This is a genomic window from Streptomyces sp. NPDC111802 (genome assembly GCF_055634335.1).
The window spans coordinates 1-22,363 of sequence record NZ_JBVKCZ010000054.1 but is presented as its reverse complement, the minus strand read 5'-3'; the positions used below and the strand labels follow the sequence as shown (position 1 = coordinate 22,363).

The following is a 22,363-nucleotide window of genomic DNA, read 5'->3' as shown; positions in this document are numbered from 1 at the left end:
CCTACCGCGTCTCCTGGTCGTTGTCAGGGACTCGTACGGCCCATGACGGCTGCTCAGTTCCGTTGTGCCGGGGCAGTGGCTCGCTGCGACCGCGCAGCGCGGTGTGCAGCCCGTCCCACAGCGTGCCGTCGGTCCGGTCACGCGGATCAGGGTCGATCAGCACCACACCGATCACCGGAATGCGCTGGTCCGCGAGCTGCCGCGCCACGGTGTGCAGCCATGCGGCGCTACCGTGCCCGGCACGCACCACGAGCACGGTCTGGGTGCCGAGGTACTGGAGGTCGGTCCACGCCGTGCCGGGCGCCACCGAGCCGACGCCCAGCCGGCGCTGCCGAGGCGATACAGCCGCGACACCCTCGCCGCTGACCACGGTCGGGTCTCCCGGCTTTGGGCGGCGCTTGGCGAGTGGCAGGCCGGGCAGACCGTCGATGACGGCCACTGGCTCGTCCGCCGTCACTGCCCTGGCGACGGTCAGGGCGATCACGCTCGCGCTGCGCGCACAGCCCAGTTCCAGCAGCGACACCGGTTCCGCGGAGCCGCGCACGGTGCGGGCCAGGGACACCGTGAGCCGTTTGCGTGCCGCCCGCGTCCGCCGGCGCTGCCACGGCCTGCCCGACCGGCGGGGCAGCTCCGTGATGACCGAGGCACCCAGATTCGCCGCGATGTCCCGGCGCAGCACGGGGCGGTCCGCCACCACTGTGCCGACCGCGGCCAGCGCGAGCCCGAGGACGAGACCGAGGACGAGACCGATCGCTGCGTTGGTGACAGCGGCCTTGGGCCGGGAGTGCCGCACCGCGCGCGGGTCATCCACGATCTGCGTGCCGGAGATGACCTTGGGCGTGCCGGTGCGCGCCTCCGCGGCGCGCTGGTCGAAATCGGCGATCCGCGAGTTGAGCTCGGCCCGGCGGGCGAAGAGTGACTCGATGTCAGCCGACGCTGTCGGGTCGCTGGGCGGCGATTGGTCTCCGATCTCCTTGTTGACCTGGGCGAGTTCTTCGCGCATGCGGTCACGCTGGTCGATCAGCACCTTGGTCTCGGCCTCCGCGGTCTTGCGCATCCGCCTCACGTGGTCCGCGACGAACGCATCGGCCAGAGCCTTGGCCCGGGCCACCGCTTCCGCGTCGCCGTCAGCGGTCACATCGATCTGCAACAGGTTGTTGGTCAGGCCGGTGCCCCGATAGTCCCGCATGAAGACCTCGGGCCTTTCCCGGGACTTGAGGGCCTGCAGGGCCTTGCCGGCGATCCGCGTGGTCTGCAGCAGCTCGACATCTGTACGGATCAGCGTTCCGGTGTCGTTCGGCTGGTCCTCCTTGTGCGCTACCAGCACCTTGGTCACCGCGCTCGGCTGCGGCGGCATCAGGACCGCCACCGCCGCGCCGACCAGCAGGCCAAGGAGCGCCATGGCGCACCAGAGGCGGCGGCGCCTGCGCACCGCCGCCACCAGCGCCTGCAGGTCGAGGAGGGGAGCGGCGGCCGACGACTCCGACGTCTTGCTCGTCGTCACCCTGAACCTCCCGTCGCGTGGCCGCCCACCGCGAGCGCCGGAGTGGCGTTGTCCGGAGCATGGCCGGCAGACTGCGTTGGACGGGCCCGGACCGGGTCGGCGACGACGATGCCGACGACCTCGTGCCCGCCGGCCGCGCAGGCCTCGGCGATACCGGCGAGCTCCTCCGCGGTCCAGCTGCCCGGGCTGAGGACGACCAGGGCACCGGACTCGGTGTCGCGGTCAGGCGCCATCGGCCGGTCCGCCGAAACCTCCACCACCCGCAGCAGCGGATCGCTCTCGGCCTCGGCGCCGAGCTGCCCGGCGGCGCGGCGGGCGATCTCGTCGCCTTCGGGAATGACAGCCAGCAGGCGCCGAGGGGCGGGCAGTTGGTCCCGGAGACGGGCGCACACCCGCCGGTAGCGGATCCGCCTGCCGGCCTCGTCGCCGAACCTCTGCGCGGTCGGTGTGTCCCAGCGAGTGTCGATGCCGAGGAGTCGGCGCATCCGGGCCCGTGGTCCCCCGCTTTCCGGCCGGTGCGCGCGCCGGTCATCAGGCACGTCGACAGTGCCGAGCAGTGCCGACCCCAGCGCCGCGGCGATCTCCGGTTCGGTGCGCAACCGGCGATTCATCCGTGCGGCGACAAGATGGCCGATGACCGCGAGCAGGAAGAACAGCAGCGCCCCCGCGACGATGAGTTGCATCCTCGTCGGAGGCGCCTCGCCGGTCGGCCGGGCCGCAGGATCCATGACGACCATGCCGGCCATGCTGGTCGCCGGGTCGGCCTGGTCCAGCTTCGCCATGGCCTCTTCCAGCGAGGTGCGCAGCTTCTCGAGCGCGGTGCGGGCCTGCACGCTCTCCACGGTCTTCCCGGGGTCGGCCGCATTGGCCAGGTCGGTGATGCGGCGGTTGGTCTCCTCCACCTTCTTCCGCAGCGCCTCGGGTCCCGTAGTCGCTTCGGAGTCGGTGCTGCTGCCTGCGATCCGTGCGGCGAACTTGACGAATTGCTGGGCCACTTGGTCGGAGAGCTGCTGGGCGCGCTCCGGGGTGTCGGCCGTACCCGAGATCCTGATGATGTTCCCGTCGGCGGCCTCTGCGGTCACTTGATCCCGCAGCTCGGCACCGCTGACGCCGGGCCACCCGAGTTTGGTGGCCGCACGGTCGATGACCGTGGAACTGGTCGCGATGTCCACCTGGGTCAGCAGCTCGCGCTCTTCCCACTGCCCGGGCAGCAGGACCAATGCCGACGTCGTGTACCGCGGCGGGAACACCACCGAGGCGCCGTAGCCGACGAGCGCGCCTACCAGGGCGAGGACGGCAAGAAGCCGCCAGCGCCGACGGAAAATCCGCCCGATCGTGACCAGGCGTATCGTGTCATCGCTCAACTGCGCTGCCTCTTCCCGGTGCGGGCCTGGTCGCCCGCCGACACCGGAGTGTGGTCTCGGCAGGCAGCGGCGTAGGCGGCGAGCAGCGACACTCGCGAGTTCCACCAGGAGAGCGGCCCGCTGATCCGCTCCTGGCCGATCTTGCCCATCCGGGCCCGCTTCTCCGGATCGTCAAGGAGCAGCGCGATGAGCCCCGCGAATTCCGCCTCGTCGTTGGCGGACGCGTAGACGGCGGCGTCACCGGCGGAGACGCGCGCCTCCTTCAGGTCGAAAGAGACGATCGGCCGGCCCATCGCCATGTACTCCAGGACCTTGTTCATGGTCGACACGTTGTTGAGCGGATTGCGCGGGTCGGGGGAGAGGCACACGTCCGCGGTGGACAGGTAGCGCACCAGGTCGGCGTCCGGAATGCGCCCAGTGAACTGCACCTGGTCGGAGAGCCCGAGCCGCTGGGACAGCTCCACCATCGCGTCGAAGGCGTCGCCAGCGCCGACGAACACCGCGTGCCAGTCGGTCCGTCCGAACTCGTGGCGCAGCTTCGCAAGGGCCCGCAGGGCGTAGTCGACGCCGTCCTGGGGGCCCATGACGCCGAGGTAGCACAGCAGATGAGGCTTACCGCGCTTCAACTCCGGTTCTGACGGCACCGGTTGGAACCAGTCGACCGCAGGCGCGCTGCGTACCACGAAAACGTCCTCAGGCCGCCGACCACCACGGCGCATCGCGACGTCCCGGTAGCTCTCGTTCGTGGCCAGCACGACATCCGCGGCCCGGTAGGTCCGCCGTTCCAGCGCGCACACGGCGCGATAGAGCAGATCTTCGCCGCGTTCGAACCGGGAGAGGTACAGCTCGGGTACCAGATCGTGCTGGTCGAAGACGAACCGCGCGCCGCGCCGCTTCAGCCACAGCGCCGGCAGGAACAGCAGGTCGGGCGGGTTGCAGGCGTGGACCACGTCGACCGGCCCGACCTTGCGGGCCAGCCGGGCCGTGTGCCACAGCGCCGATCCGTACTCCCGCAGGTAGCCGGCCGGTCCTCCGGCGGCTGCGCGCAACGGGTAGCGGTGGATCCGCACCCCGTCGATCTCCGCCTCCGGTTCCCTGTCCCCCTTTTCGCCCCGGGGACAGATGACGTGCACCTCCCAGCCCGCGTCGCGCAGCGTCGTGCACTCCTGCCACACCCGCCGGTCGAACGGCACCGACAGGTTTTCCACCAGGATCAGCGCGCGCCAGTCCGGCCGGCCGCCACTGATTGCGTCACCAAGCAAGGCCCACGTACCCCGGTTCGGCCCGGCGCGCCTCGGCGTCGGGAAGGCGGATGAGGTCGACGATCACCGGGCCGTCGCCATGCGGCAGCGCCGAAAGCACGGCCGGATCCCTGGTCCCTACCAGGCACACCTCGGCGTGCTCCAGTACCTCGTCGACGGAGTCCGCGAGCAGCTGCGTGAGGTGCGGCAGCCGGGTCTCGATGTACTCGCGGTTCGCGCCGATCAGCCGGGAGAGGCTCACATTGGCGTCGTGGATCCGCAGGTCGTAACCCTTGCCGTGCAGCCTCTCCGCCAGCTCTACGAGCGGGCTCTCGCGGAGGTCGTCGGTGCCGGGTTTGAAGGACAGCCCGAACAGACCCACCCGGCGCTTGCCAGTGCGCTCGACCAGGTCCACCGCGCGCTGCAGATGGTCGGAGTTGGAGGTCAACACGTGGGCGAGTATGGGAACCGAGACGTCGGCCCGCTGCGCCGCGTGGACCAGGCTGCGCAGGTCCTTGGGCAGGCAGGAGCCGCCGAAGGCGAAGCCCGGCCGCAGATAGGCGGAGCTGATGTTCAGCTTGCGGTCGGCCAGGAACACGTCCATCACCTGGTGCGAGTCCACCCCGAGCGCCTGGCACACCGCGCCCAGCTCGTTCGCGAAGCCGATCTTGAGGCCGTGGAACGCGTTGTCCGCATACTTGATCGCCTCGGCCGTCGGGACCGGCACCCGGAACACCTCGCCGGGCAAGCCGTCGTACAGCGCCACCACCGCGTCGCCGCTTGGTGGGTCGAACTCGCCGATGACGGTCTTGGGCGGGTCGAAGAAGTCCCGCACACTCGTGCCCTCACGCAGGAACTCCGGGTTGACCGCGACCCCGATGTCCACCCCGGCCGTGCCGCCGACGTTCTTCTCCAGGATCGGGACCAGCAGGTTCAGGCAGGTGCCCGGGAGCATGGTGCTGCGGAACACGACGGTGTGCGGCCCGCCCCGCTCGGCCAGCGTGGCGCCGATCTGCTCGGTGACCCGCTCCAGATATGTGGTGCACAGGCTGCCGTTGGGCTCGGACGGCGTGCCCACGCAGACCAGCGATATCTCGCTGCCCATGATCGCCTCGCGGACGTCGCCGGTGGCCCGTAACGCTCCGGTCCGCACGACCTCGGCGATGAGCTTGCCGATCCGCTCCTCGACCACCGGGGCCTTGCCGTCGTTGACCAAGTCGACCTTCACCTGGTTCACGTCCACCCCGATGACCTCGTGACCCATGCTGGCCAGGCACGCCGCCGACACGCAGCCCACGTAGCCAAGCCCCAAAACGCTGACTCTCATGACCCGTCCCTCCCCCCCAGGCAGGCCCTTGTGGCCTGCGGTCCGCACGCCGGCCGGACGACGGCTCCCGCGCATCAGTAGGCCCCCTGGCCATGGAGCACCGCACGCAGCGTCTTCCACAAGATCACTGCGTCCAGGGCGAGCGACCAGTCCTCCACGTACCGCAGGTCGAGGCGGACCGCCTCCTCCCACGGCAGGTCGCTACGTCCGCTGATCTGCCACAGGCCGGTGAGCCCGGGCTTGACCAGCAGTCGCCGCCGGATGTCCGGGCCGTATGCAGCGGACTCATCCGGTAACGGAGGCCGCGGGCCGACGAGCGACATCGATCCGGTGAGCACGTTGAAAAGCTGCGGGAGCTCGTCGATCGAGTACCGGCGCAGCACTGCTCCCACCCGGGTCACCCGCGGATCCCGGCGGAGCTTGAACAGCAGCCCTGCACCCTCGTTGTGGCCGGCCAGCTGGGCACGTGCCCCGTCAGCCCCGGCGACCATGGTGCGGAACTTGAGAATGGTGAACTCGCGGCCACCCTTGCCGACCCTGCGCTGGCGGTAGACCGCCCCACCACGACTGTCCACCATCACGAGCAGCGCGACGAACGCCATCAGCGGCGCGAACAGCATCAGCAGGATCGCCGCGCCCATCCGGTCGACGACCCCTTTGATCGCCCGGCGGCCCCCGGTGAAGGTCGGCATGCTGACCCGTAGCAGCGGGATCCCGAGCACCGCGTCGACGTGCAGCCGCGGGCCGGCCACTTCCATCAGTACGGGGGCCACGACCATCTCGGCGTCGCTGCCTTCGAGGTTCCAGGCCAGCCGCTGCAGCCGGTCCGGTGACCAGTGCGGGTCCGGTGTGACCGCGACGACACGGTAGCCGTCGTGGCGGACGTGCTTGGCGACGTCCGTCAGTCGGCCGACGACCGGCACTCCGTCCAGGTGGTCACCTTCGAGACCGCGACCGTCCGTCGTGCACACTGCCTCCACCCGCCAGCCGAGGTGCGGGAACTTACGCGTTCGGGTGATCAGGTCGCCCACGGTGGCCGGGCTCCCGGCAGCGAGCACCGGTCTCAGGCACCGTCCTTCCTTCCGCAGGTTGTGCAGCCGGAGGCGGAGCAGATACCGCGCGGTCATGGTGACGATCGCGATCGCGGGGATCGCAACGAAGATCCAGAGTTTGATGTTGCGCGAGGTGAGGGCGATCCCCCCGAGTGCCAGTACGACGGTCGCCGTGAACAGTGAGCGTCCGAGCCGGCGGAATTCCTCGGCGCCCTGACCGAGCATGGCCGGAGCCCACGACCGGCTCACTGCAAGCGATCCCAGCACCAGCAGCTCGGTGCCGAATGCGAGAATTCCCCACTTCTCGTGCCAGTTGGCCGCGTCCCGGGCCCCGAAGAAGTTGCCGATCGCCGCCACCACGAAGGCGGTGGCCACGGTATCGGTAGTGATCACTGTACGGCGGTACCGCTGCTCCCAATCGATCGCGGGCTGGCTGATTTCCCCGTTCGCCAGACGCCCGCGCTCCGACGGAAACGGGCCGACTAATCCCCCTTGCCGCACAGAACCCCCCAGGTCCCCATTGGTTCGACGTATTCGCCTAACACTGTTCCTCCGCCGGGAGGCCCCCGCCCCTCGGCGCATGACGCCCGGCTGTTTCAGAGCTATTTGAACAACTCACCCAGGCAGCAGCAGATTCGCATGTTCTGCCAGACTCTCGAGGTGCGCGGGAAGCATCGAACCTCGGGTGTTCCCCGCATCTAAGCCCTGTCGTGGGCTCCAAGAATTGATCACCCGCGCGTCCGGCGCCGGGGACGCAACTGCTGGCTTTCCGTAGCGCCGGACCTATAGATCATTATTGGTTCGCCTCGTCTCCGAGCACTTGAAGCAGCGTCAATCTAGACCATCGCGGCCAGCATGAAGAGGGGGCGGTGGGGAATTTGTGCTCACGCTTTGGACCTAGAGCACGGATCTAGGCAAAGTCCAACTGTCCTGTTTTCGATGGCGGTTGACATGACTTCAGGTGCTATATGACGGTCATGTTCGCTCACTCCGAGCAGATCACGAGAGAGGAATATCGGCTCTTCGAATCGCATGTGTGAGTCAGGGCTTCGGCGTAGCCCCGGCCTGAGTGAGTGGACGAAGTTGGGCGTGCCTCGCCCGTCCAGCTCCTCAAGTAGTGGTTCCAGGCGCGGGTTTCCGAGATCCATGCCGTGTGCGTTGGTCTCGAACGTAACGCCGTCGCTGCCCAGTTGGTCCAGCGCGTACGGCAGTTCCGCCAGGGCGCCGTCCACGTCGGGCAGCGGCAGTGAGGCGAAGAGCCCGAAGCAGGCGGGGATTTGGCGCTTGATCTCGGCCCGGCTTCGTTGACGTGCCGACTCAGGGCGCGGGCGGCCGTGTTGTCGCCGAAATGCACGCCCAGTGAGGAGACCGACAGCAGGAACGTCGCCACGCCCCACTGGTCCATCAGTTCCAGGTGGGCGGGGGCCTGCCAAGTGGGGAACGCGGCCATGCCGTCGGGCTGCGCGTTCCCCGCGCCCTGCGCGGCCCGGACATAGCGGGAGTGAGGAGGTGGGCATGCACGTCGATCAGGGGTGTGGGCTCTGGTCCGCTGTCGTGATCAGCTCCGAAGCAAACGAAGCAAACGAAGCAAGCACGGTGACCTTCACGAAGTCCGCGGCAGGTGAAGACGGTTCTCAGTAGGCCGACGGCCGTTGTCCCCCCGGCGTGCGTTTTCGCGAGGGTTTCTGCCGCTGCCTGGGCGAAGTCCCGGATGAGGAGGGAGCGGCGGGTCGCCACCCACGCCAGGGCCACCTCGTTGGGGCCGATGTCATCCACCCGCAGTGCCCTCACATCCGGCCGTGTGCTGCTCGGTGGGGCAGGGGTGGATTTGGCAGGTGGAAATTTCGTGAAGGGACACTAAGGGTGTCTGACATCTCCTCGTCTGGGCAGGCGATCCAGTAGCCCTGGACACTTCAGGTGCTTTATATGGCCGACGCTCGTGTCACGTATCTCACTGGCTTCGGCTGGTGCCAGGTGATGGTGACACCACTTGCGCCACATCGAGAAGAGGAGATGCCGAGATGACGCAGGAGAAGACACTCCGCCGCCCGCCACGGCGTGGACGATATCGACGGACCGCGGGCTCGCGGCAAGCATGTACGACTACTCCGGGAACAAGTCCCTACAGCTACCCTCAAGACTTAGTCGCCGCCCAGGACGAACTGGACCAGATCCACAGCGCCCTGAGGGAACTCTGCAGCAAGCTGCCGTGGCCGGCCAATTCAAGGGGCATACAGGAGCCCCACGAGAACGCGTGGCGTCCCCCGCTCCGACTTCCCTCCGAGGGCTGGGACTCGGACGATGCCGCGAACATCGCCCGGCTCCGGGCACGGGCAGGCGAACTCGTCAGCAAGATCGTGGCACATCCCTTCTGGCAAGTAGTCGATCCCGCCGACATGCTCGCAGCGTGGGATGAACTCCAGCACAACCCCCAGCCTGTCGACGCGACGGCCGGCTGATCACCGTCAGCCCGCTCGGGCGGTGCTGACACGCCTGCCGGGTCTCCGGGTGGGCGACTGACACCGCCCTGGCCCCGTGCCCCCGGGTCGCGCTCAGGGACAGCCCGGCGCCGAGACCGAGCAAGCTCGACTCGGAGATCAGTAGCATCTCCACCGGGGATGTGGAGCGGTTGACGTCTCCCTCCTGGTCGAAGTGCACGGCCATGGGATCCGGCAGATTCGGCCACGACACGACGAACACCACAGCCACTGCCAATGCGGCCACCAGACAGGGGAGTCCAGCGAACCACCGCAGCGGTCCGGCTGGCGTCGTCTTCGGTCTTGCCCCCCCCGGTGGGGGCGGGTGGGCGGCGAGGCGAAGTCGCGGAGGCGTCGGGGAAGAGGGCGCAGCTGACTATCGACACAGGGGGCCGTGCACGGACGTGAGCTCCTTCAACCGCCGATCAGTTCGGACGATCCAATGGACGCGTAATGCCCATGCCCGGCGCCTGGCCCGGTCCTTGAACGCCTTGTGCCAGCACTACGAGCAGCTCAGCCATGCAGCCCATGATCTCTGCCGAGGCTAAGGCTACCCCGAGAAGTGCCCAACCTTGAGAAGGAAGGAGCGCGCAGCATTCCGGAAGGGCAGAGGAGTCCGCCGGTGCCGGGCTGGCGGCGCAATCCACGCGTCCCGTATGCCGCAGTAGTTCGTTTTGCTCTGTCCTACGTGGTTTGTGACGGGGCGGGGCAGGGCCAGGCCATTGTGATGTGAACGGCGCATTCGCCCTGGCCTGACCAGAGTGCGATTTGGCGGTCTTGTAGCGGATGACGGTCAACGCCGAGGACATATCCGGCGATCGATGGCTGTGGGTCAGGTCGAGGTACTGGCCGAGTATGACTTCGGTGCGCATGGTGTCCAGTAGGGGCAGCACGGCGGACAGCTGTTTGGGGGTCAGGTTTCCGGTGTGCAGGAGTTCGTCGGACCACACCAGTGCCAGGTCTCCGAGGAGGGTGGCCGCACTGGTACCGAACTGGTCCGCGACCGTGGCGGGTCCTGGATGCTGCCGAGCGAAGCGGCGGTGCATGGCCGGATGGCCGCGGCGGGTGTCGGAGCGGTCCATCACGTCGTCGTGAATGAGCGCGAAGGCGTGGAAGAGTTCCAGGGCGGCCGCCAGATGACGCACTGCGCCTGGGGTGCCTGTGCCGCCGGCGGCGTGCCAGCCGACCAGCGTGAAGATGGGGCGGATGGGTTTTGAGGAGCGGCTCTTGTCCGTGACCAGCACCCCTGGGTACCCGGCACTGTTTTTTCATCAGCTTGGCAATGAACCGTTTCGCGGCCTTCGCGCCCTGCCGGGACTGGACCAGAATGTCCAGCACATGACCGTCCTGGTCAACAGCCCGCCACAGGTACTGCCACACCCCGCTGACCTTGATGAACACCTCATCGAGATACCACTTATCGCCCGCCTGCGGCCAGCGCCGGCGCAGCCGGGCTGCGTACTCGGGACCGAACTTGTCACACCACTGCCGGACGGTCTCATGGGAGACGATGATTCCGCGGGCCAGCAGCAGCTCCTCCACCTCGCGGTAGCTGAGCGGGAAACGGAAGTACAGCCATACCGCATGGGAGATGATCTCCCCGGGAACCTGAACCCTTTGTACGACACCGCCGCCCCGGCCCCCACAGCCAGCCCCTCCCCAGGAAGATCAACAAACCCGGCAATCGTCCCAGCTACGAGACACCCCACTCAAGTTGACGATGCCTGCCAGGGATCTCGTTCTTGTTCGGCCACTCGTCAGGCTGGATTCCCTTGATGCGGTAGTCCGACCTGGTGGGATACGGCAGCGGAGACGGCCGTTCAGCAGAAGCCGAAGCGGCGGAGGGAAGGATGACAGCGAGTGCGGCTAATAACGCAGCGACGAGGCACCGCGAGGGCCTGGCCATAGGCCTCCTGACCTGTGCCTGGATTCTGGACCCCTTTCGTATTCACCGACCCGGGCCCGGGCAGCTGATCGCTGCCTGATCAGTATCGTGAGCCCATACAGACGCGACTGCAATGCGTAACGCTGCGATCACCTCAAGTTGTGCTGCCGGATTACTACAGCCCGCGGGTGTTCCCCAGCCGCGGGCTGTTCCACGAGGGCAACAGTCGTAGGGGGAGGGAGAGGGAGGCGGGGGCCGGGGAGTTCGCCGGCCCTGGAGGGCGGCGAACTCCGGCGTGGGCCTGCTCACGCGGACCCGACCGGCACCCGCACCCTCGATCTGATACAGCACGCAGCGACCCCTCTGTGCCAACCGCGCCCGTACTGCCGGGCCACCTTCGGCCGGTTCCCCGCGCTGTATGTCTGGTGTGTAGGTCGCGGCCTAGCATCCTGGTGAGAGACAGACCCGAGGTTGACCGCCCGCTTCACGATCTGGGAGCAGATCACCAGAATCGCCGGCCTGCCCACCACGGCCTGAGCATAGGCCGCACGGCGGGGCCCACCACATCCCGACCCGACGTCAGCGTCCACGCACCCAACAACGTGACGCCCCCCGAAACATCGGGAGTTGGCGGCACCGTAACGACATGGATGGTGTTCAACGCGCACCAGACGCGTGGTTGCACTGCTTCCGCACAGAGCTATCAGGTGGCTCAAAATTCCGGACCAGCTGCGTGGTGCAGCCCGTATTGCGGGAGTGCGCCGTTGTCGTGATTCCGCTCCGATCACGGTGCTCGCCTGTGGCGGTTGCGTACTCCTCCCCGTCTGCGGCTGCCTTGGGCGCTGGTGCGGGCTCGGCCGGGTGCGCTTGGGGGACGGCCGGGCACGCCGAGAGGAATATGATGATGGCCCAGAAGTACGGAATCTTTGCGGCACCGGATCAGACCTTTAGTGAATTCTTCGAGGACAAGTGGAACGCGACGTGCGAAGCGTTGCATATTTCTCCCGGTCCAGCGCTCGGCGAACTATTGCCCGACTGGTTTTCTCGGCAAATGGGAATGAAACCCGCCACGTCGTCATACGTTGCCGATGACGGGTTCCCGGCGGACTTGTCAGTCAACTGGTCGGAGGGGAGACCCGAGGTACGCGCATTGTTCGACTGCTCGCCTAGGTTTTCCGTTGAGGGCAGCCGGGGCGTGGCGGAGAAACAGCATCTCGCTGCCGCGGCCGCCGACTCACGGCGGTTCCGGCAAGTGCAGGATGTATTCCTCATCTCCGAGCATGCTGTATCCCCCGCGCCTTTGTGGCACTCCCTGGCTTGGCGTCCTGGGCAGCCTGCGACGCACAAGGCGTACTTTGGCCTGTTCCACTGGGACGTCACGACACGTGATGCGGCGGTGCGTGCGGCGATGCGTCGTCTGGGCATGGCTGAAGCATGGGACTACGCGCGACAACGGATCGCCGCGCTACCAAGCCACTGTGGGCGGCGTGCAGTGGAATTCCTCACCCTCGATCTCTCGGGGACTGCAAGCGCCCGAGCAACGCTTGGCGTCATGGCCTCGACGGCTGCACACCACGATGCGGGACGGGCCCTTTAACGGCTATCACACGCTACTGGGACCTGATCGAGAAGATGCTGGCCAGGCGCCACTGACGTGTTTGGCCGTCCGCTACGGCCACCCGCGAGCGCAGGAAGCGACGACCTACCTGCGGATGCCCAGCCTGACTTCATCCGACTTGGAAGCGGCTGAACGGATCGTAGCCGTTCTCCGTGCTGAAGGGGTGAACGCAGACCAGTATATGAATCTGATGAAAGCTCTGGCCCCTGGCCCGCTCTCCATCTGTACCAAGGAATCCAGGAGTTGGTCAGCTATCGCGCAGCACAGGCAACGGGCGATGTGGCGACCTATTTACGGTTCTCCGTCTACGCTCAGCCTGCTCCAGCACCGACTGTTTTCTCGCCCTCCTCGCCAGGTGATCTGGAAGGACACTTATGGACACAAAGGCCAGTTCCGTCATCGAGTACAACACATAGCGGTTCGAGGAGTACGAACAGTCAGAACAAAATCCTGCTGCTGTTGAGCCCCGAGACCCCAGAGTCCACGAAGAAGACTGTGTTGACCTATTTGCAACCCTGGTCCAACGCATTCCAGCGGATGATCAGTGCTCGGGTGGTCTTTGAGACCGATCCCGAACTCTGGCGTCTCGCCCCGGAGCACCAGCAGGAGGAAATCGGGCATGATGCGTTGCTGGCTTGCAGCCGCGGTGACGACCAGTCTGAAGTCCGGGACCCCCTGATCGCCTGTGGAGCCTCCTGGTTCGTCAACCAGTTCGCCACGCTGCCTGGCCTGCAACGCGCAGTGCTAGCGCACCTGTCGCTTGAGGCAGGAAGCCTGGCGCTGAGCCAGGCCGGCGCACGAGCATTTCCAGATGACCCCTACTTCGCGCCGCACAACGTGGCAGCCGCCGAGCACCTGGAAATGGGTTACCGACTGCTGGAGCAGCGCAACGACTGGCAGGCCGACGAACTCATTGCATTGCTCGACCAGGCCTGGCAGGTCATCACTTGGTTTCAGACCGTATCGCGCTGTGCGCGCGCCGATACACAACACACCATCCAGGATGACGGCTCTCTCTGCCTCGGCCGGGCTTGCCTCCGCGGTCCCCAGCGCCGATGCGTTGTCGCAACGACTTGTGGCAGCCTACGTTATGGGTGGTCTCGCCGGTGGCAGGTTTGCTCCCATGGTCAGTGACATCGACCTGGCTCTCGTTCTAGCGGATCGCCAAAAGGGCGATGAGCATGTAATTGAGAAGGTGCAATGCCAAATGCGATCAAGTGGCGGCCTATACGCCAGACTCTCTGTCTTCTGGAGCTCGTTGCCCGCACTGCGAGACAACAGCCAAGATGGCCGCTTCTCCCGCCATTGACCGGCTCGATCTGGCCGAACACGGGCGCTTGCTGTGTGGCAAGGACGTCAGAGGAAAAATAGCCCGGCCCTCGTCCCGCGAGCTCGAGCTTGACAGCGCACGCTTCGCCCTGGACGTGCTAGCCAACCCATCGGTGGTGGAGGAGTTCCGTCACCCCCGCCGCCTGCTCACTGACATAATCTGGTTCACCAAAGCTGTGCTTCTCCCTGCACGTTTCCACTGCACCAGTGCTGTAGGACGCGCCGCATCAATCGAAGATGCCGTCGCCTACCACCTCCAACAACACCGGCCCATTGGCGCCGACTTAGTTCGCACCGCCATGGACGTACGGCACGGCGGAAAAGTCGAAGGCGATTACTTGGCTGAGCTATTGGGCACCCACCTCATCCCACTTTATCTTGCTTACATCGATACCCAAATTGGTCGGTTCTCCCACTTAGGTCAGCCCGACATGCAGATTCAGTTCAGGCACTGGCGCGGCCAACTGAGTCCTCTGTGACGGATGCCAGCAGCGCACAAGCCTCTCGGCATCGGTCGACGCCGACCTCTCCAGGGCAGTCTCATACGTGCGCCGTCGTAGGAGATGGCGGCGCACAGTGGCATCCAGCGCAGGGTGTCGGGCGTTGTCAACTTGCCAACTTGTCGGGTTACTGACCTTGTTGTCGTGATGTCGTCAAGGTGAGGCCGGTTTCGGCGAGGCATCCATCGATGAGGTTGCTGCGGTACTGGATCTCGCGGAGGCCCTGGCGAAGAGCACGCATCAGGTGGTCGGGATCGGTGAAGGCGGTGTTGGCCTGACTGTTGCGTCGCAGCAGTGACCAGATTCCCTCGACGGGGTTGAGGTCGGGTGCATAAGCGGGCAGGAAGTAGCAGACAATCCAGTCGTGGGTGTCGATGACCTCGCTCAGCCGGCCGTCTTTGTGCACGTTGAGGATGCCCCTATGTTGCGTCAAGCGGCAGAAGACGAGGCAGCAAGAGCCGGCGCCTGCTGGATCTGACGGTAGATCTCGCGGGCGACGTAGCGTTTGAGGCAGCGGATGATCTCGCGTTTGGACATGCCCTGTTTCGTGCGTCGTTCGAGGTAGAGACGTGTGCGGGCATCACGGCGGAGGCGGGTCACGACTATGCGGTAGAGGGCGGCGTTGGCCTGCCGGTTGCCTCCGCGGTTCAGCCTGCGACGCTGGGTCTTGCCGGAGGACTGCTCGACGGGGCTGACGCCGCACAAAGCTGCGAACGCTGCCTCGCTGGCCAGCCGCTCGGGGTTGTCGCCGGCTGCGATCAGCAGGGCAGCGGCGCTGTCGGGCCCGACGCCGATGACATCCAGCAGCTGCGGATGGCAGCGACGGACGGCCTTGGTGATCCGGCGGGCGAGCTCCTTCACCTCGGCGGTCAGCTGCTGGATGCGCCGGGCCAGCAGCCGGAGGGTGAAGACGGCCGTGTCGCCGGTGTCGGACAGGTTGGCGCACCTGGCTATCAATGCCGCGTTGGTGAGCGTGGACAGTGCCTCACGCAGCGCGGGATCAACTCCGAGCAACACGGCCTTGAGCTGGTTCTTCGCCTGTGTGCGGGCTTTGACGGCCGACTCCTTGGCCAGCCGCAGCAGGCGCATGTCGGACGCCGGGCCCTCACCGGTCTTGGGCGTGACATCCGCGCGCCCGGACAGCACTGCGCGGGCGGCGGCCTCCGCATCCACCGCGTCCGTCTTGCCGCGCTTGCGGCGGATAGCGCGGTCCGGCTGATTGACATCGATGACCTGGATGCTCTCCCGGCTCAGGAAGCGGGCCAGGGCCGCTCCGTACGATCCGGTGCATTCCACACCGGCTCGGCGCAGGGCGCCGAACGAGCTTGCCCAGACCAGGAGTTGGCGGTATCCGGCGGCGTTGGCCGGGAACTCTTGGTGGGCCAGGAGCGCGCCGAGTACGGTGATCACGGCGGCGACATGAACGTCCTTGTGGGTGTCCACCCCCAGGATCACGTCCTCTGCCAGCGGTTCTTCCGGCTGTGCGGGCAGAGTCGGCTGGCGCAGGCTGGTGATGGTCACGCGGCTCCTCGATCGGCACGGGGCTGTGGCGACGTCGGTCCGGTGGGCGGTCAGAACTGTGACGGTGCCTTGTGCGGCAAGGCCCCTATCGAGACACGCTCGCCGGTCCGGCGGCAGCAAGCACCGCCCGGGACCACAGTCGACAGATCCTCAACAAGGCAGCCTGGGCCAGTTGTCCCACGGGTCAGACCCTGGCCCCGGACGGCGCCCCATGAGTCTCACAGTTGTCCCACACCAGCACGATCGGGGCGCCGAGCTGCTGGTGGGCAGCGATGAGCAGGTCGCGGTACTCGGTCTAGGTGAAACTGCGTCTGCCGCCGCGCTTGTGTTCGACGTGCTGCCTGGGCCGGTAGATCAGGCGAGAGTGTTCGCCTGGCTTGTAGCAGGCCAAAGCGGCGAGGGAGAAGCGGCGCTGGGAGCGTGACCGCACCCGGATGAGGGGTGTGTGTCCGCGCCGGGACCAGGTGCGGGCTGTGGCGGCGTCATCGAGAACCCGGCTTCGTCTTCGAAGCAGAGCCTGGCCCCGAGCGCCGCCACGGCGTTTCCACCTGCGGCCACATCTCCTTCACCCACCCGGTGACGGCTTCCTCGTCACGCTCCACCGCTCGGCGGGCCGGGACCTGGTGGCTGAAGCCGTGTCGGTGCAGCATCTGCGCGATCGCCGACAGCGTCATGCTCTTGTGGAACTGGCGTCCGATCAGCGTCTTGATCCGCGTCAGCGTCCAGGTCTGTCCGGCCAACCCTGCGCCACCGGCCCCTTGGCCAGCTCGTGCTCGAGCACCGCGAACAGCGTCTCGCTCAGCTTGGGCCTTGATGCAGGCCCCCTCGACTCCAGGGCCGGTGTTCCACCCTGCTCCCACGCCTGGTGCCACCGCTGAACCGATCGCACGCTGACACGTAACTGCCTGGCGATCGCGGCATTGTCATGTCCCGACGCGAAGAACTCGGCCGCCTGCATCCGGATCTGCTAGCGAAACAACCGTCGCTCCGCGGTCAGCCCGCCCCCTTGCGGATACCTCATACAACCGGGCTACCGTGGCAATCACCGCTTGTCAGCCACGACATCACGCCAACAAAGTCAGTAGTTGAGGTGTGGGGCCTTCAAATGATCCGTCAGGGGATACCGGACGTCCGGATTCGCCGTCACCGCCACCATCGTGGAATGGATCAAGGCCAGCTGGGAAGGCAAGCTGAACACCTGGGCGCAGCTGGGCAAGAACCTCCCGGCCGAGACGCTCGCCAAATGGAGCAGCTCAGCCCGCGCTACGTCGCCGTCGGCCGCCGCTCCGCCCACCGACGCCTCGGTGATCGCCGACACCCGCGCCTACCTGGACGAGTTCGAGCAGGAGCTGGCCGACAGCGGCAACAGCGCCGAGGCGCTGAAGGTCGCGATGCTCAAGCGCCACCGGACTTGGGCCGCTTCGGCTCCGGGACCATCATCTGCGCCAGCAGCTCCGCCGCGCAGATGGTGCGGGTCGCTACATCCAGCACGCGTGGCCCCTCTGCCCACGCGTAGTGCGGGATCAAGCCGCGCAGCGTCCCGTACCGCATCCCGTCCTGGATTGAGGACGGCCGGCCACGGCCCAACGCGGCGGTGATGTCCGAGGTGAGTACCGATGTGTCGAAGAGCCCGAGCCGGAAGCCGCCGGTTCAATGCACGCGGATGGTCAGAGGCCGGTGTATGCACGGTCGTGTACACCGCCACAGTGCTCTTGAAGGCGGGCGCTGACGTGGGCGCCGCATTCGTCCGCCCGCTACGCCGACGGCGGCACCTCCCGCACCGGATGGCCGAACAGGCCGCACAAGGAAGGTGAACCCGTCCGGCCCCCCGGGGCTGGCGGTGGGCGCCGCGATCCTGGTCTCTCTCGCAGGAGACAGACGCGACGTTCGACTCGGCACCATCCCGAGCAGGACTTCCAGGGCGTACACGTACGGGCCGATGGACCGCCCTTACCGCTGGTGACACAGCCTTCCTCCGGCAGCCGGCCTGCACAAGGCAAGGCCCACGGCTTCATCTCATCGGGCCTGCCGTCATAATGGGAGCTATGGCAGCCAGCAGCCCGCAGCCCCCCAGGGCCGGGACCACAGACCTGTCCGGCCCGCACGCCGAGGAGCTCGCGCTGTACCGGGAGAAATTCCGGCGGCGTCTCCCGGCCTCGCTGGACGAGCTGCACGGCCCCACTCATGGGACCGTGGACCTGCCGCTGCACGTCGCTTGGTCGGGGATGACCTCGTACGACATGGACAAGCCGCGCCAGCGCATGGGCCTATATCGCACCGCCCTGCACGAAGGCCTGCACGACGACCTGGTCCGCTACCTCAACCGGGACCTGCTGGTGCAGATGTGGCCGGTGCTGCGCACGCTCGTCGGACGCACCGTGCGGACCGTGTGGGAGGACGCCTTCCCTGAGCTCGCCGACCACGCCCGAGCCGCTGCATGACGGATATGCCGGAGCTGCACACGCGGCTCTTGGCGGATGTCATCGCTCTCGGATCCCCCTACCCGCTGGTCCTCACCGGCGGCTACGCCGTCCGGGCCCACCGCCTTGTCAACCGGCCCAGCCAGGATCTCGACGTCGCCACGGAGAGCCCGGCGCCCATGGCCGACATCGCGGCCACTCTCCGTGACGGCCTGACGGCGCGGGGCTGGCAGGTGCGGTCGTTGGAGACCGCCCCGCTGTCCGCCCGCTTCATCGTGTCCGACTCCGTCACCGGGCAGGAGTGTGAGGTCGACGTACTCAAGGAGATCTTCTGGCGCCCCATCGCCCAGAGTCCCTACGGGCCCGTCCTCGCGGAGGAGGACGTGATCGGGACCAAGGTCCGCGCCCTGGGCGACCGGGGCGCGCCCCGTGACTTGATCGACGTGTTCGCGGCCTCCCAACGCTGGACCACGACCGAGCTGGAGGAGTTCGGCCGCCGGCACGCCCGGGGCCGCTTCGAACGAGAGGATCTCCAGGCCAACCTCGCCGGCGCCGAGTGGACCGACGATGAGCCGTTCGCCGCTTACGGCCTCGACGACGCCACCATCGCCGCGCTGCGTATCTGGGCCTTGGAGTGGGCCGACGACCTGGCCGCCCGGCTCTTTGAGGAGTCCGATGACCCTGAGGCGGACTGATTCGTCCGGAAGGGTCGGCGGAACCGGCTCGGTACTGTGCCCGCGCGCAAGCGCCACGAACACCATGGCCAGATGGCCGCCGGAGATCCTGGTCTCCAGGCGGTGATGGCTGAACTCGCCGCGCGGGGAGTGCATTTCGTCCTGGCGCAGGCTCCAGCTGCACCCATACCGGCGCAGGATGCGGCGCTCGGTGGCGGCCGGGCCCCTCTGGGGGCGTCGAGCTCCTCGACGGCTTCGATCGCGGCCGTCGGGTTTGCGGTCAGTTCGCGTACCGCGTCCTCGGCGGCCGTGCCGGTGGCGGGCTCGCTGAGCGCATACCCGTGGAGCTGGTCCACGACCTGGTGGCGTCCCTCGTGCTCTGTGGCGGTGTACCGGGCGGGCTTGTGAGGCTGGGGGCAGCGTCGGGGCATGACGGAACTCCATCTGCGCAAGGGCGGAGCGTCGGCGGGGCGACGGTCACCCGGCGTGCAGCGGCATGTACGCGGAGAAGACGTAGTGGCCCAGGTCGCGCAGCATCCCCGCGCTGTCGTCCACGGCTGCGGGGTCGTGGTCGGTCTGGCGGGTGTACGCCTCGATCTCGCCGTTCCGGGTGAACCCCTGGGCGGCAAGGGCCTCTGCGGCGGCGAGCGTGAGGTCGTTGGAGGACTGCGGGGTGGCGACGAGTCCGTGGGCGGGGTCGGGTACGACGAGGAACACCGGGCCTCCCTCTGTGCGGGCCGCCCTGGTCGGGGCGGCCCATGCCAGGGCGGACGGCTGGTCAGCGAGTGACAGTGACCGTGTAGTCGGCTTCGGCTTTCCAGGACGGCGAGCGCGGATGGACGCGCGGGCCTCCGAACTCGGCACCGAGTAGGGGCAGTCCAGGGCGCGCACGGCGTCGGCCAGGTCGTCGTCGGGTATCGGCAGCGTGTATCCGCTGCGGTAGAGGGTGACGGCTGTCGCGGTGGCGACACGGACGCGGTTGTAGGCGATGGCTTCCTCGGCGGTGACGTCGATGCCGAGCGCTTCGCGCGCGGTTGGCGGCAGTGCCGTGATCCCGGCGGTGAACCGGCGGGCGGAAACACGGAGACGTGCCGGCCGCAGGGCGCGGCGCAGCGTTCGGAGCATGGCAACTCCCGGGGATGGAAGGGAGGAAGGGAGGGGTTCGTCACCTGGTGAGTGAGGTGGAGGAGGTGACGGCTCCTGACTAGCTACTAAAATAGGGTGAGCTCATGTGAACCCCCCCCTTGACCTGCTCAAACACGGGCGGGTCCGTGCGCGAGAGCTGCGGGGCGTACGCGGTCAGGGACCTGGGCGCCACGCTGGTGTATATGCCCTCCAGGCCGGACTGAGCGATCAGGCCCCAGGTGAAGGCGGCGTCGGCGTGGAACTGTCCGCGCGGGGGGTGCGGTGGGACGTAGGCGCGCAGGATACCGACGCCGCACGCAGACGGTAGGGGCGGCGGCCGTCGGGCTGGCACAGGCGCAGGGCGCGGCCGTCGCCGTCGATGATGAGCCGTCCCAAACCGCGCCCGTAGCCGGTGAGTCGGTCCATTCGGCAGTGCGTGCCCAACTCCCGCGCCACCTCGTCGGCGAACGCGTTCAGCTTTTCCTGCGTGGTCAACTCATGTGTCCTGGCGGCCCTACTTCTGCGGGTGGTGGGCGGGTTTGCCGGTCACGGGGTCGCCGACTTGGCCGCCGTCGCCGGAGCGGTCCCAGATGCCTGCCCGGCGTCAGTGACGCCGCCAGCCCCTTTTCCCCGGTCAGCGGGCGCCTGGAGAAAGATCACGGACGACCATGCCCTCGGGGCCTTGCCCCACGGTATTGGTGCACGCATACTCGCCGCGGCCATATGCGTAAGCCAGGGTCAGACACTGTCCCAGGGCCCGCTGCCCATAAGCGTTGGGGTGGATCGTGTCCTCAACGTCGCCCTGTACGAGGGCGGCAGAACGAACCCATTCACTACGCGTTGCCGAGGGGCCCTCAGGCCCGACCATCGATGTGGTTTTGGAGCATGCTTCGCGTCCCTGGAGGGCGTCCTGAAGGTCGAGGAAGTCGGCCTTGTGGGTTTGCGCGACGTCACGCAGTGCCGCTGCGAACATCGGAGCAAATGTGTCACGGGCCCAGTCGGCATCAGTGTTCCATATTGGGCATCCGCCCACCGCCGCTCGGTTGAAACCGGTTTCAGGATAGCGAATCTCGCGGCCCCGAGGGAAAGGGGAGGCTGCGGATTGCAGGACGACTCGATACTCTTCCGGCGAATAGTCGGCATCATTCATCACCCTGTGGATGTCATCCAGAACCATGCCAACACGAGTCTTCATCGCCGGCATCTCTTCGTCCGCCTGGCGCTGCGCGGCGTCACGACAGTTGATCTGGTGCGAAGCTGGTGTCGCCATATAGGCGCTCATGCATTTGGCGATTATCCATCCGAATCCAAGGTCGTTCCCCCCGATGGAAACGGCGATCATCATGACGCGGGTACTCCTGGCGATGCTGGCGAGCTGATCGCCTTGCGGTGGCTCGCCCTTGAATCCTTCCCCGCCTGCCTTGCCGCTCAGCAAATTCTCGGTCTTCGTGGCAGAGCAGGCAAGGTTGATCTTCCTGTCGACAGGCAAATCGACACTCTGAATCTCTGCGACGTCCGAGCGGTAGCAGCTGTTGTCGTAGGAACTGCCATACACGACATGGCCATCATGGCTGGACCCGTTCCAGGCGCGATCGGTTCCATTTCGACCACCGGAGAGAGTGGACGAGTTGCCGAGCCACCGGCCGCCATTGCCGGCGATAAAGCTATCACCGAGTGACACCACAGCTGTGGGGCGTTCCTTTCTTTCTAACGCTTGTGCGCTAGGAGGGGTTGCTGCGCAAAGGACCAAGAGCGCGGCACTAGTAGCAGTCGTAGCGCAGAAAGTCTTGCGTTTCATCTATTACCCCTGCTTTTTCGTGGTGAGGTGTGAGGTTGGTCGGTGTGCTGCTTGGTGAAAGCAATCACGTTGTGCCAGGAACGGGCAAGCTTGGGCAGAAACTGTGTGATGGCCCCACTGAATAGGTTCGGTGCACCGAACAAAGAGGCGTCGGCTGGCCACCCGACAGTGGTGTGACCGCGATCATGGTGTGGCAGGGTCGAGGACGCAGTCGCTGCCCAAGCAAGGGGGCGGATCGGCACGAACTGGTCACCGACATCGCGGGGGGACGGGCTCCGTGCCGCCGTTGATATCGATCTGTGCTCCAGCTGAAATTCATCAGGAACCCGTCGGTGGCCAGTTGCCCGTCCGACGGGGGGACGCCATGGTCCGCACGAGCATGCCGTAGGGCAGGCCGAGCCCACACGGGTCCAGGAACAGGAACAGCGGCTGCCCAGCCTTGGTGTTTCACCGTGAGGGCCGGGGGTGCTGACGGAGTGTGACCCCGAATAGAAGAGGTGCCCGTCCGACCTGCGAAGATCCAGTTGT

Annotated in this window: 18 protein-coding genes and 3 pseudogenes; 5 read left to right on the top strand and 16 right to left on the bottom strand. The window is 66.9% G+C overall.

What is annotated here, in order from left to right:
* Position 1: 1 nt before the first annotated feature.
* The 9 genes and pseudogenes from ACZ7NC_RS38690 to ACZ7NC_RS38650 form a co-directional block, all read right to left on the bottom strand.
* Positions 2 to 1,504 carry a Wzz/FepE/Etk N-terminal domain-containing protein gene (locus ACZ7NC_RS38690; RefSeq protein ID WP_471495702.1) on the bottom strand — a complete coding sequence of 501 codons (1,503 nt, stop codon included), beginning with the start codon at positions 1,502 to 1,504 and terminating at the stop codon, positions 2 to 4.
* Positions 1,501 to 2,868 (bottom strand): YveK family protein, encoded by a 1,368-nt coding sequence (locus tag ACZ7NC_RS38685; RefSeq protein ID WP_471495700.1) that lies wholly within the window; start codon positions 2,866 to 2,868, stop codon positions 1,501 to 1,503. Before ACZ7NC_RS38685 ends, ACZ7NC_RS38690 begins: the two co-directional genes overlap by 4 nt.
* The gene (locus ACZ7NC_RS38680; protein ID WP_471495698.1) at positions 2,865 to 4,130 is read right to left on the bottom strand and encodes a glycosyltransferase family 4 protein; all 1,266 of its coding nucleotides are present in this window, start codon (positions 4,128 to 4,130) and stop codon (positions 2,865 to 2,867) included. The genes ACZ7NC_RS38685 and ACZ7NC_RS38680 overlap by 4 nt, the downstream gene beginning before the upstream one ends.
* On the bottom strand, positions 4,120 to 5,436 hold the full coding sequence (locus ACZ7NC_RS38675; RefSeq protein ID WP_471495696.1) for a nucleotide sugar dehydrogenase: 1,317 nt from the start codon (positions 5,434 to 5,436) through the stop codon (positions 4,120 to 4,122). The genes ACZ7NC_RS38680 and ACZ7NC_RS38675 overlap by 11 nt, the downstream gene beginning before the upstream one ends.
* A 74-nt stretch (positions 5,437 to 5,510) precedes the next feature.
* On the bottom strand, positions 5,511 to 6,989 hold the full coding sequence (locus ACZ7NC_RS38670; RefSeq protein WP_471495694.1) for a sugar transferase: 1,479 nt from the start codon (positions 6,987 to 6,989) through the stop codon (positions 5,511 to 5,513).
* A 383-nt stretch (positions 6,990 to 7,372) separates the two neighbouring features.
* Entirely contained in the window at positions 7,373 to 8,005 is a 633-nt protein-coding gene (locus ACZ7NC_RS38665; protein ID WP_471495692.1) for an amidohydrolase family protein, read from the bottom strand.
* A gap of 829 nt (positions 8,006 to 8,834) precedes the next feature.
* Complete coding sequence (locus ACZ7NC_RS38660; protein ID WP_471495744.1) at positions 8,835 to 9,197, bottom strand: DUF1648 domain-containing protein; 363 nt, start codon at positions 9,195 to 9,197, stop codon at positions 8,835 to 8,837.
* A 193-nt stretch (positions 9,198 to 9,390) separates the two neighbouring features.
* The gene (locus tag ACZ7NC_RS38655) at positions 9,391 to 10,209 is read right to left on the bottom strand and encodes a polyprenyl synthetase family protein (RefSeq protein ID WP_471495742.1); all 819 of its coding nucleotides are present in this window, start codon (positions 10,207 to 10,209) and stop codon (positions 9,391 to 9,393) included.
* Positions 10,183 to 10,611 (bottom strand): annotated as a pseudogene (locus tag ACZ7NC_RS38650) (IS6 family transposase); the annotation flags it as partial. The pseudogene ACZ7NC_RS38650 and the gene ACZ7NC_RS38655, both read right to left, overlap by 27 nt.
* Positions 10,612 to 11,754: 1,143 nt before the next feature.
* Between ACZ7NC_RS38650 and ACZ7NC_RS38645 the strand changes: the two are divergent.
* The 3 genes from ACZ7NC_RS38645 (at position 11,755) to ACZ7NC_RS38635 (ending at position 14,276) form a co-directional block, all read left to right on the top strand.
* Positions 11,755 to 12,447, top strand: a complete 693-nt coding sequence (locus ACZ7NC_RS38645) for a hypothetical protein (RefSeq protein WP_471495690.1) — start codon at positions 11,755 to 11,757, stop codon at positions 12,445 to 12,447.
* Between the two features lie 480 nt (positions 12,448 to 12,927).
* On the top strand, positions 12,928 to 13,602 hold the full coding sequence (locus ACZ7NC_RS38640) for a hypothetical protein (RefSeq protein WP_471495688.1): 675 nt from the start codon (positions 12,928 to 12,930) through the stop codon (positions 13,600 to 13,602).
* 152 nt (positions 13,603 to 13,754) lie between these two features.
* Positions 13,755 to 14,276: a hypothetical protein gene (locus ACZ7NC_RS38635; protein ID WP_471495686.1), complete on the top strand. Its 522-nt coding sequence runs from the start codon at positions 13,755 to 13,757 to the stop codon at positions 14,274 to 14,276.
* A 148-nt stretch (positions 14,277 to 14,424) separates the two neighbouring features.
* Here ACZ7NC_RS38635 and ACZ7NC_RS38630 read toward each other — a convergent pair.
* The 4 genes and pseudogenes from ACZ7NC_RS38630 to ACZ7NC_RS38615 all read right to left on the bottom strand — a co-directional run.
* A pseudogene (locus tag ACZ7NC_RS38630) lies at positions 14,425 to 14,709 on the bottom strand (transposase); the annotation flags it as partial.
* A gap of 17 nt (positions 14,710 to 14,726) precedes the next feature.
* A complete protein-coding gene (locus ACZ7NC_RS38625) occupies positions 14,727 to 15,812 on the bottom strand; it encodes an IS110 family RNA-guided transposase (RefSeq protein ID WP_471495740.1) in 1,086 nt (361 codons plus the stop codon).
* A gap of 211 nt (positions 15,813 to 16,023) precedes the next feature.
* A pseudogene (locus ACZ7NC_RS38620) lies at positions 16,024 to 16,782 on the bottom strand (winged helix-turn-helix domain-containing protein); the annotation flags it as partial.
* Between the two features lie 114 nt (positions 16,783 to 16,896).
* The gene (locus ACZ7NC_RS38615; RefSeq protein WP_471495682.1) at positions 16,897 to 17,136 is read right to left on the bottom strand and encodes a hypothetical protein; all 240 of its coding nucleotides are present in this window, start codon (positions 17,134 to 17,136) and stop codon (positions 16,897 to 16,899) included.
* 727 nt (positions 17,137 to 17,863) lie between these two features.
* On the opposite strand from ACZ7NC_RS38615, the gene ACZ7NC_RS38610 reads away from it, so the two are divergent.
* Positions 17,864 to 18,259 (top strand): hypothetical protein, encoded by a 396-nt coding sequence (locus tag ACZ7NC_RS38610; protein WP_471495680.1) that lies wholly within the window; start codon positions 17,864 to 17,866, stop codon positions 18,257 to 18,259.
* Entirely contained in the window at positions 18,256 to 18,933 is a 678-nt protein-coding gene (locus tag ACZ7NC_RS38605; protein ID WP_471495677.1) for a nucleotidyl transferase AbiEii/AbiGii toxin family protein, read from the top strand. Before ACZ7NC_RS38610 ends, ACZ7NC_RS38605 begins: the two co-directional genes overlap by 4 nt.
* Positions 18,934 to 19,389: 456 nt before the next feature.
* Here ACZ7NC_RS38605 and ACZ7NC_RS38600 read toward each other — a convergent pair whose 3' ends face one another.
* The 3 genes from ACZ7NC_RS38600 to ACZ7NC_RS38590 all read right to left on the bottom strand — a co-directional run bounded on the left by ACZ7NC_RS38600 (position 19,390) and on the right by ACZ7NC_RS38590 (position 21,721).
* A complete protein-coding gene (locus ACZ7NC_RS38600; RefSeq protein WP_471495674.1) occupies positions 19,390 to 20,037 on the bottom strand; it encodes a hypothetical protein in 648 nt (215 codons plus the stop codon).
* 228 nt (positions 20,038 to 20,265) lie between these two features.
* Complete coding sequence (locus tag ACZ7NC_RS38595; RefSeq protein ID WP_471495672.1) at positions 20,266 to 20,532, bottom strand: hypothetical protein; 267 nt, start codon at positions 20,530 to 20,532, stop codon at positions 20,266 to 20,268.
* Positions 20,533 to 20,671: 139 nt separating this feature from the next.
* Positions 20,672 to 21,721, bottom strand: a complete 1,050-nt coding sequence (locus tag ACZ7NC_RS38590) for an SGNH/GDSL hydrolase family protein (protein WP_471495670.1) — start codon at positions 21,719 to 21,721, stop codon at positions 20,672 to 20,674.
* Positions 21,722 to 22,363: the final 642 nt, after the last annotated feature.

What these genes read in the sequence shown, in the direction of transcription:
- ACZ7NC_RS38610 (WP_471495680.1), top strand. Translation starts at nt 17,864, where the DNA reads ATGGCAGCCAGCAGCCCGCAGCCCCCCAGGGCCGGGACCACAGACCTG.
- ACZ7NC_RS38645 (WP_471495690.1), top strand. Translation starts at nt 11,755, where the DNA reads ATGGCCCAGAAGTACGGAATCTTTGCGGCACCGGATCAGACCTTTAGT.
- ACZ7NC_RS38635 (WP_471495686.1), top strand. Translation starts at nt 13,755, where the DNA reads ATGGCCGCTTCTCCCGCCATTGACCGGCTCGATCTGGCCGAACACGGG.
- ACZ7NC_RS38675 (WP_471495696.1), bottom strand. Translation starts at nt 5,436, where the DNA reads ATGAGAGTCAGCGTTTTGGGGCTTGGCTACGTGGGCTGCGTGTCGGCG.
- ACZ7NC_RS38600 (WP_471495674.1), bottom strand. Translation starts at nt 20,037, where the DNA reads ATGCTCCGAACGCTGCGCCGCGCCCTGCGGCCGGCACGTCTCCGTGTT.
- ACZ7NC_RS38665 (WP_471495692.1), bottom strand. Translation starts at nt 8,005, where the DNA reads ATGCCCACCTCCTCACTCCCGCTATGTCCGGGCCGCGCAGGGCGCGGG.
- ACZ7NC_RS38605 (WP_471495677.1), top strand. Translation starts at nt 18,256, where the DNA reads ATGACGGATATGCCGGAGCTGCACACGCGGCTCTTGGCGGATGTCATC.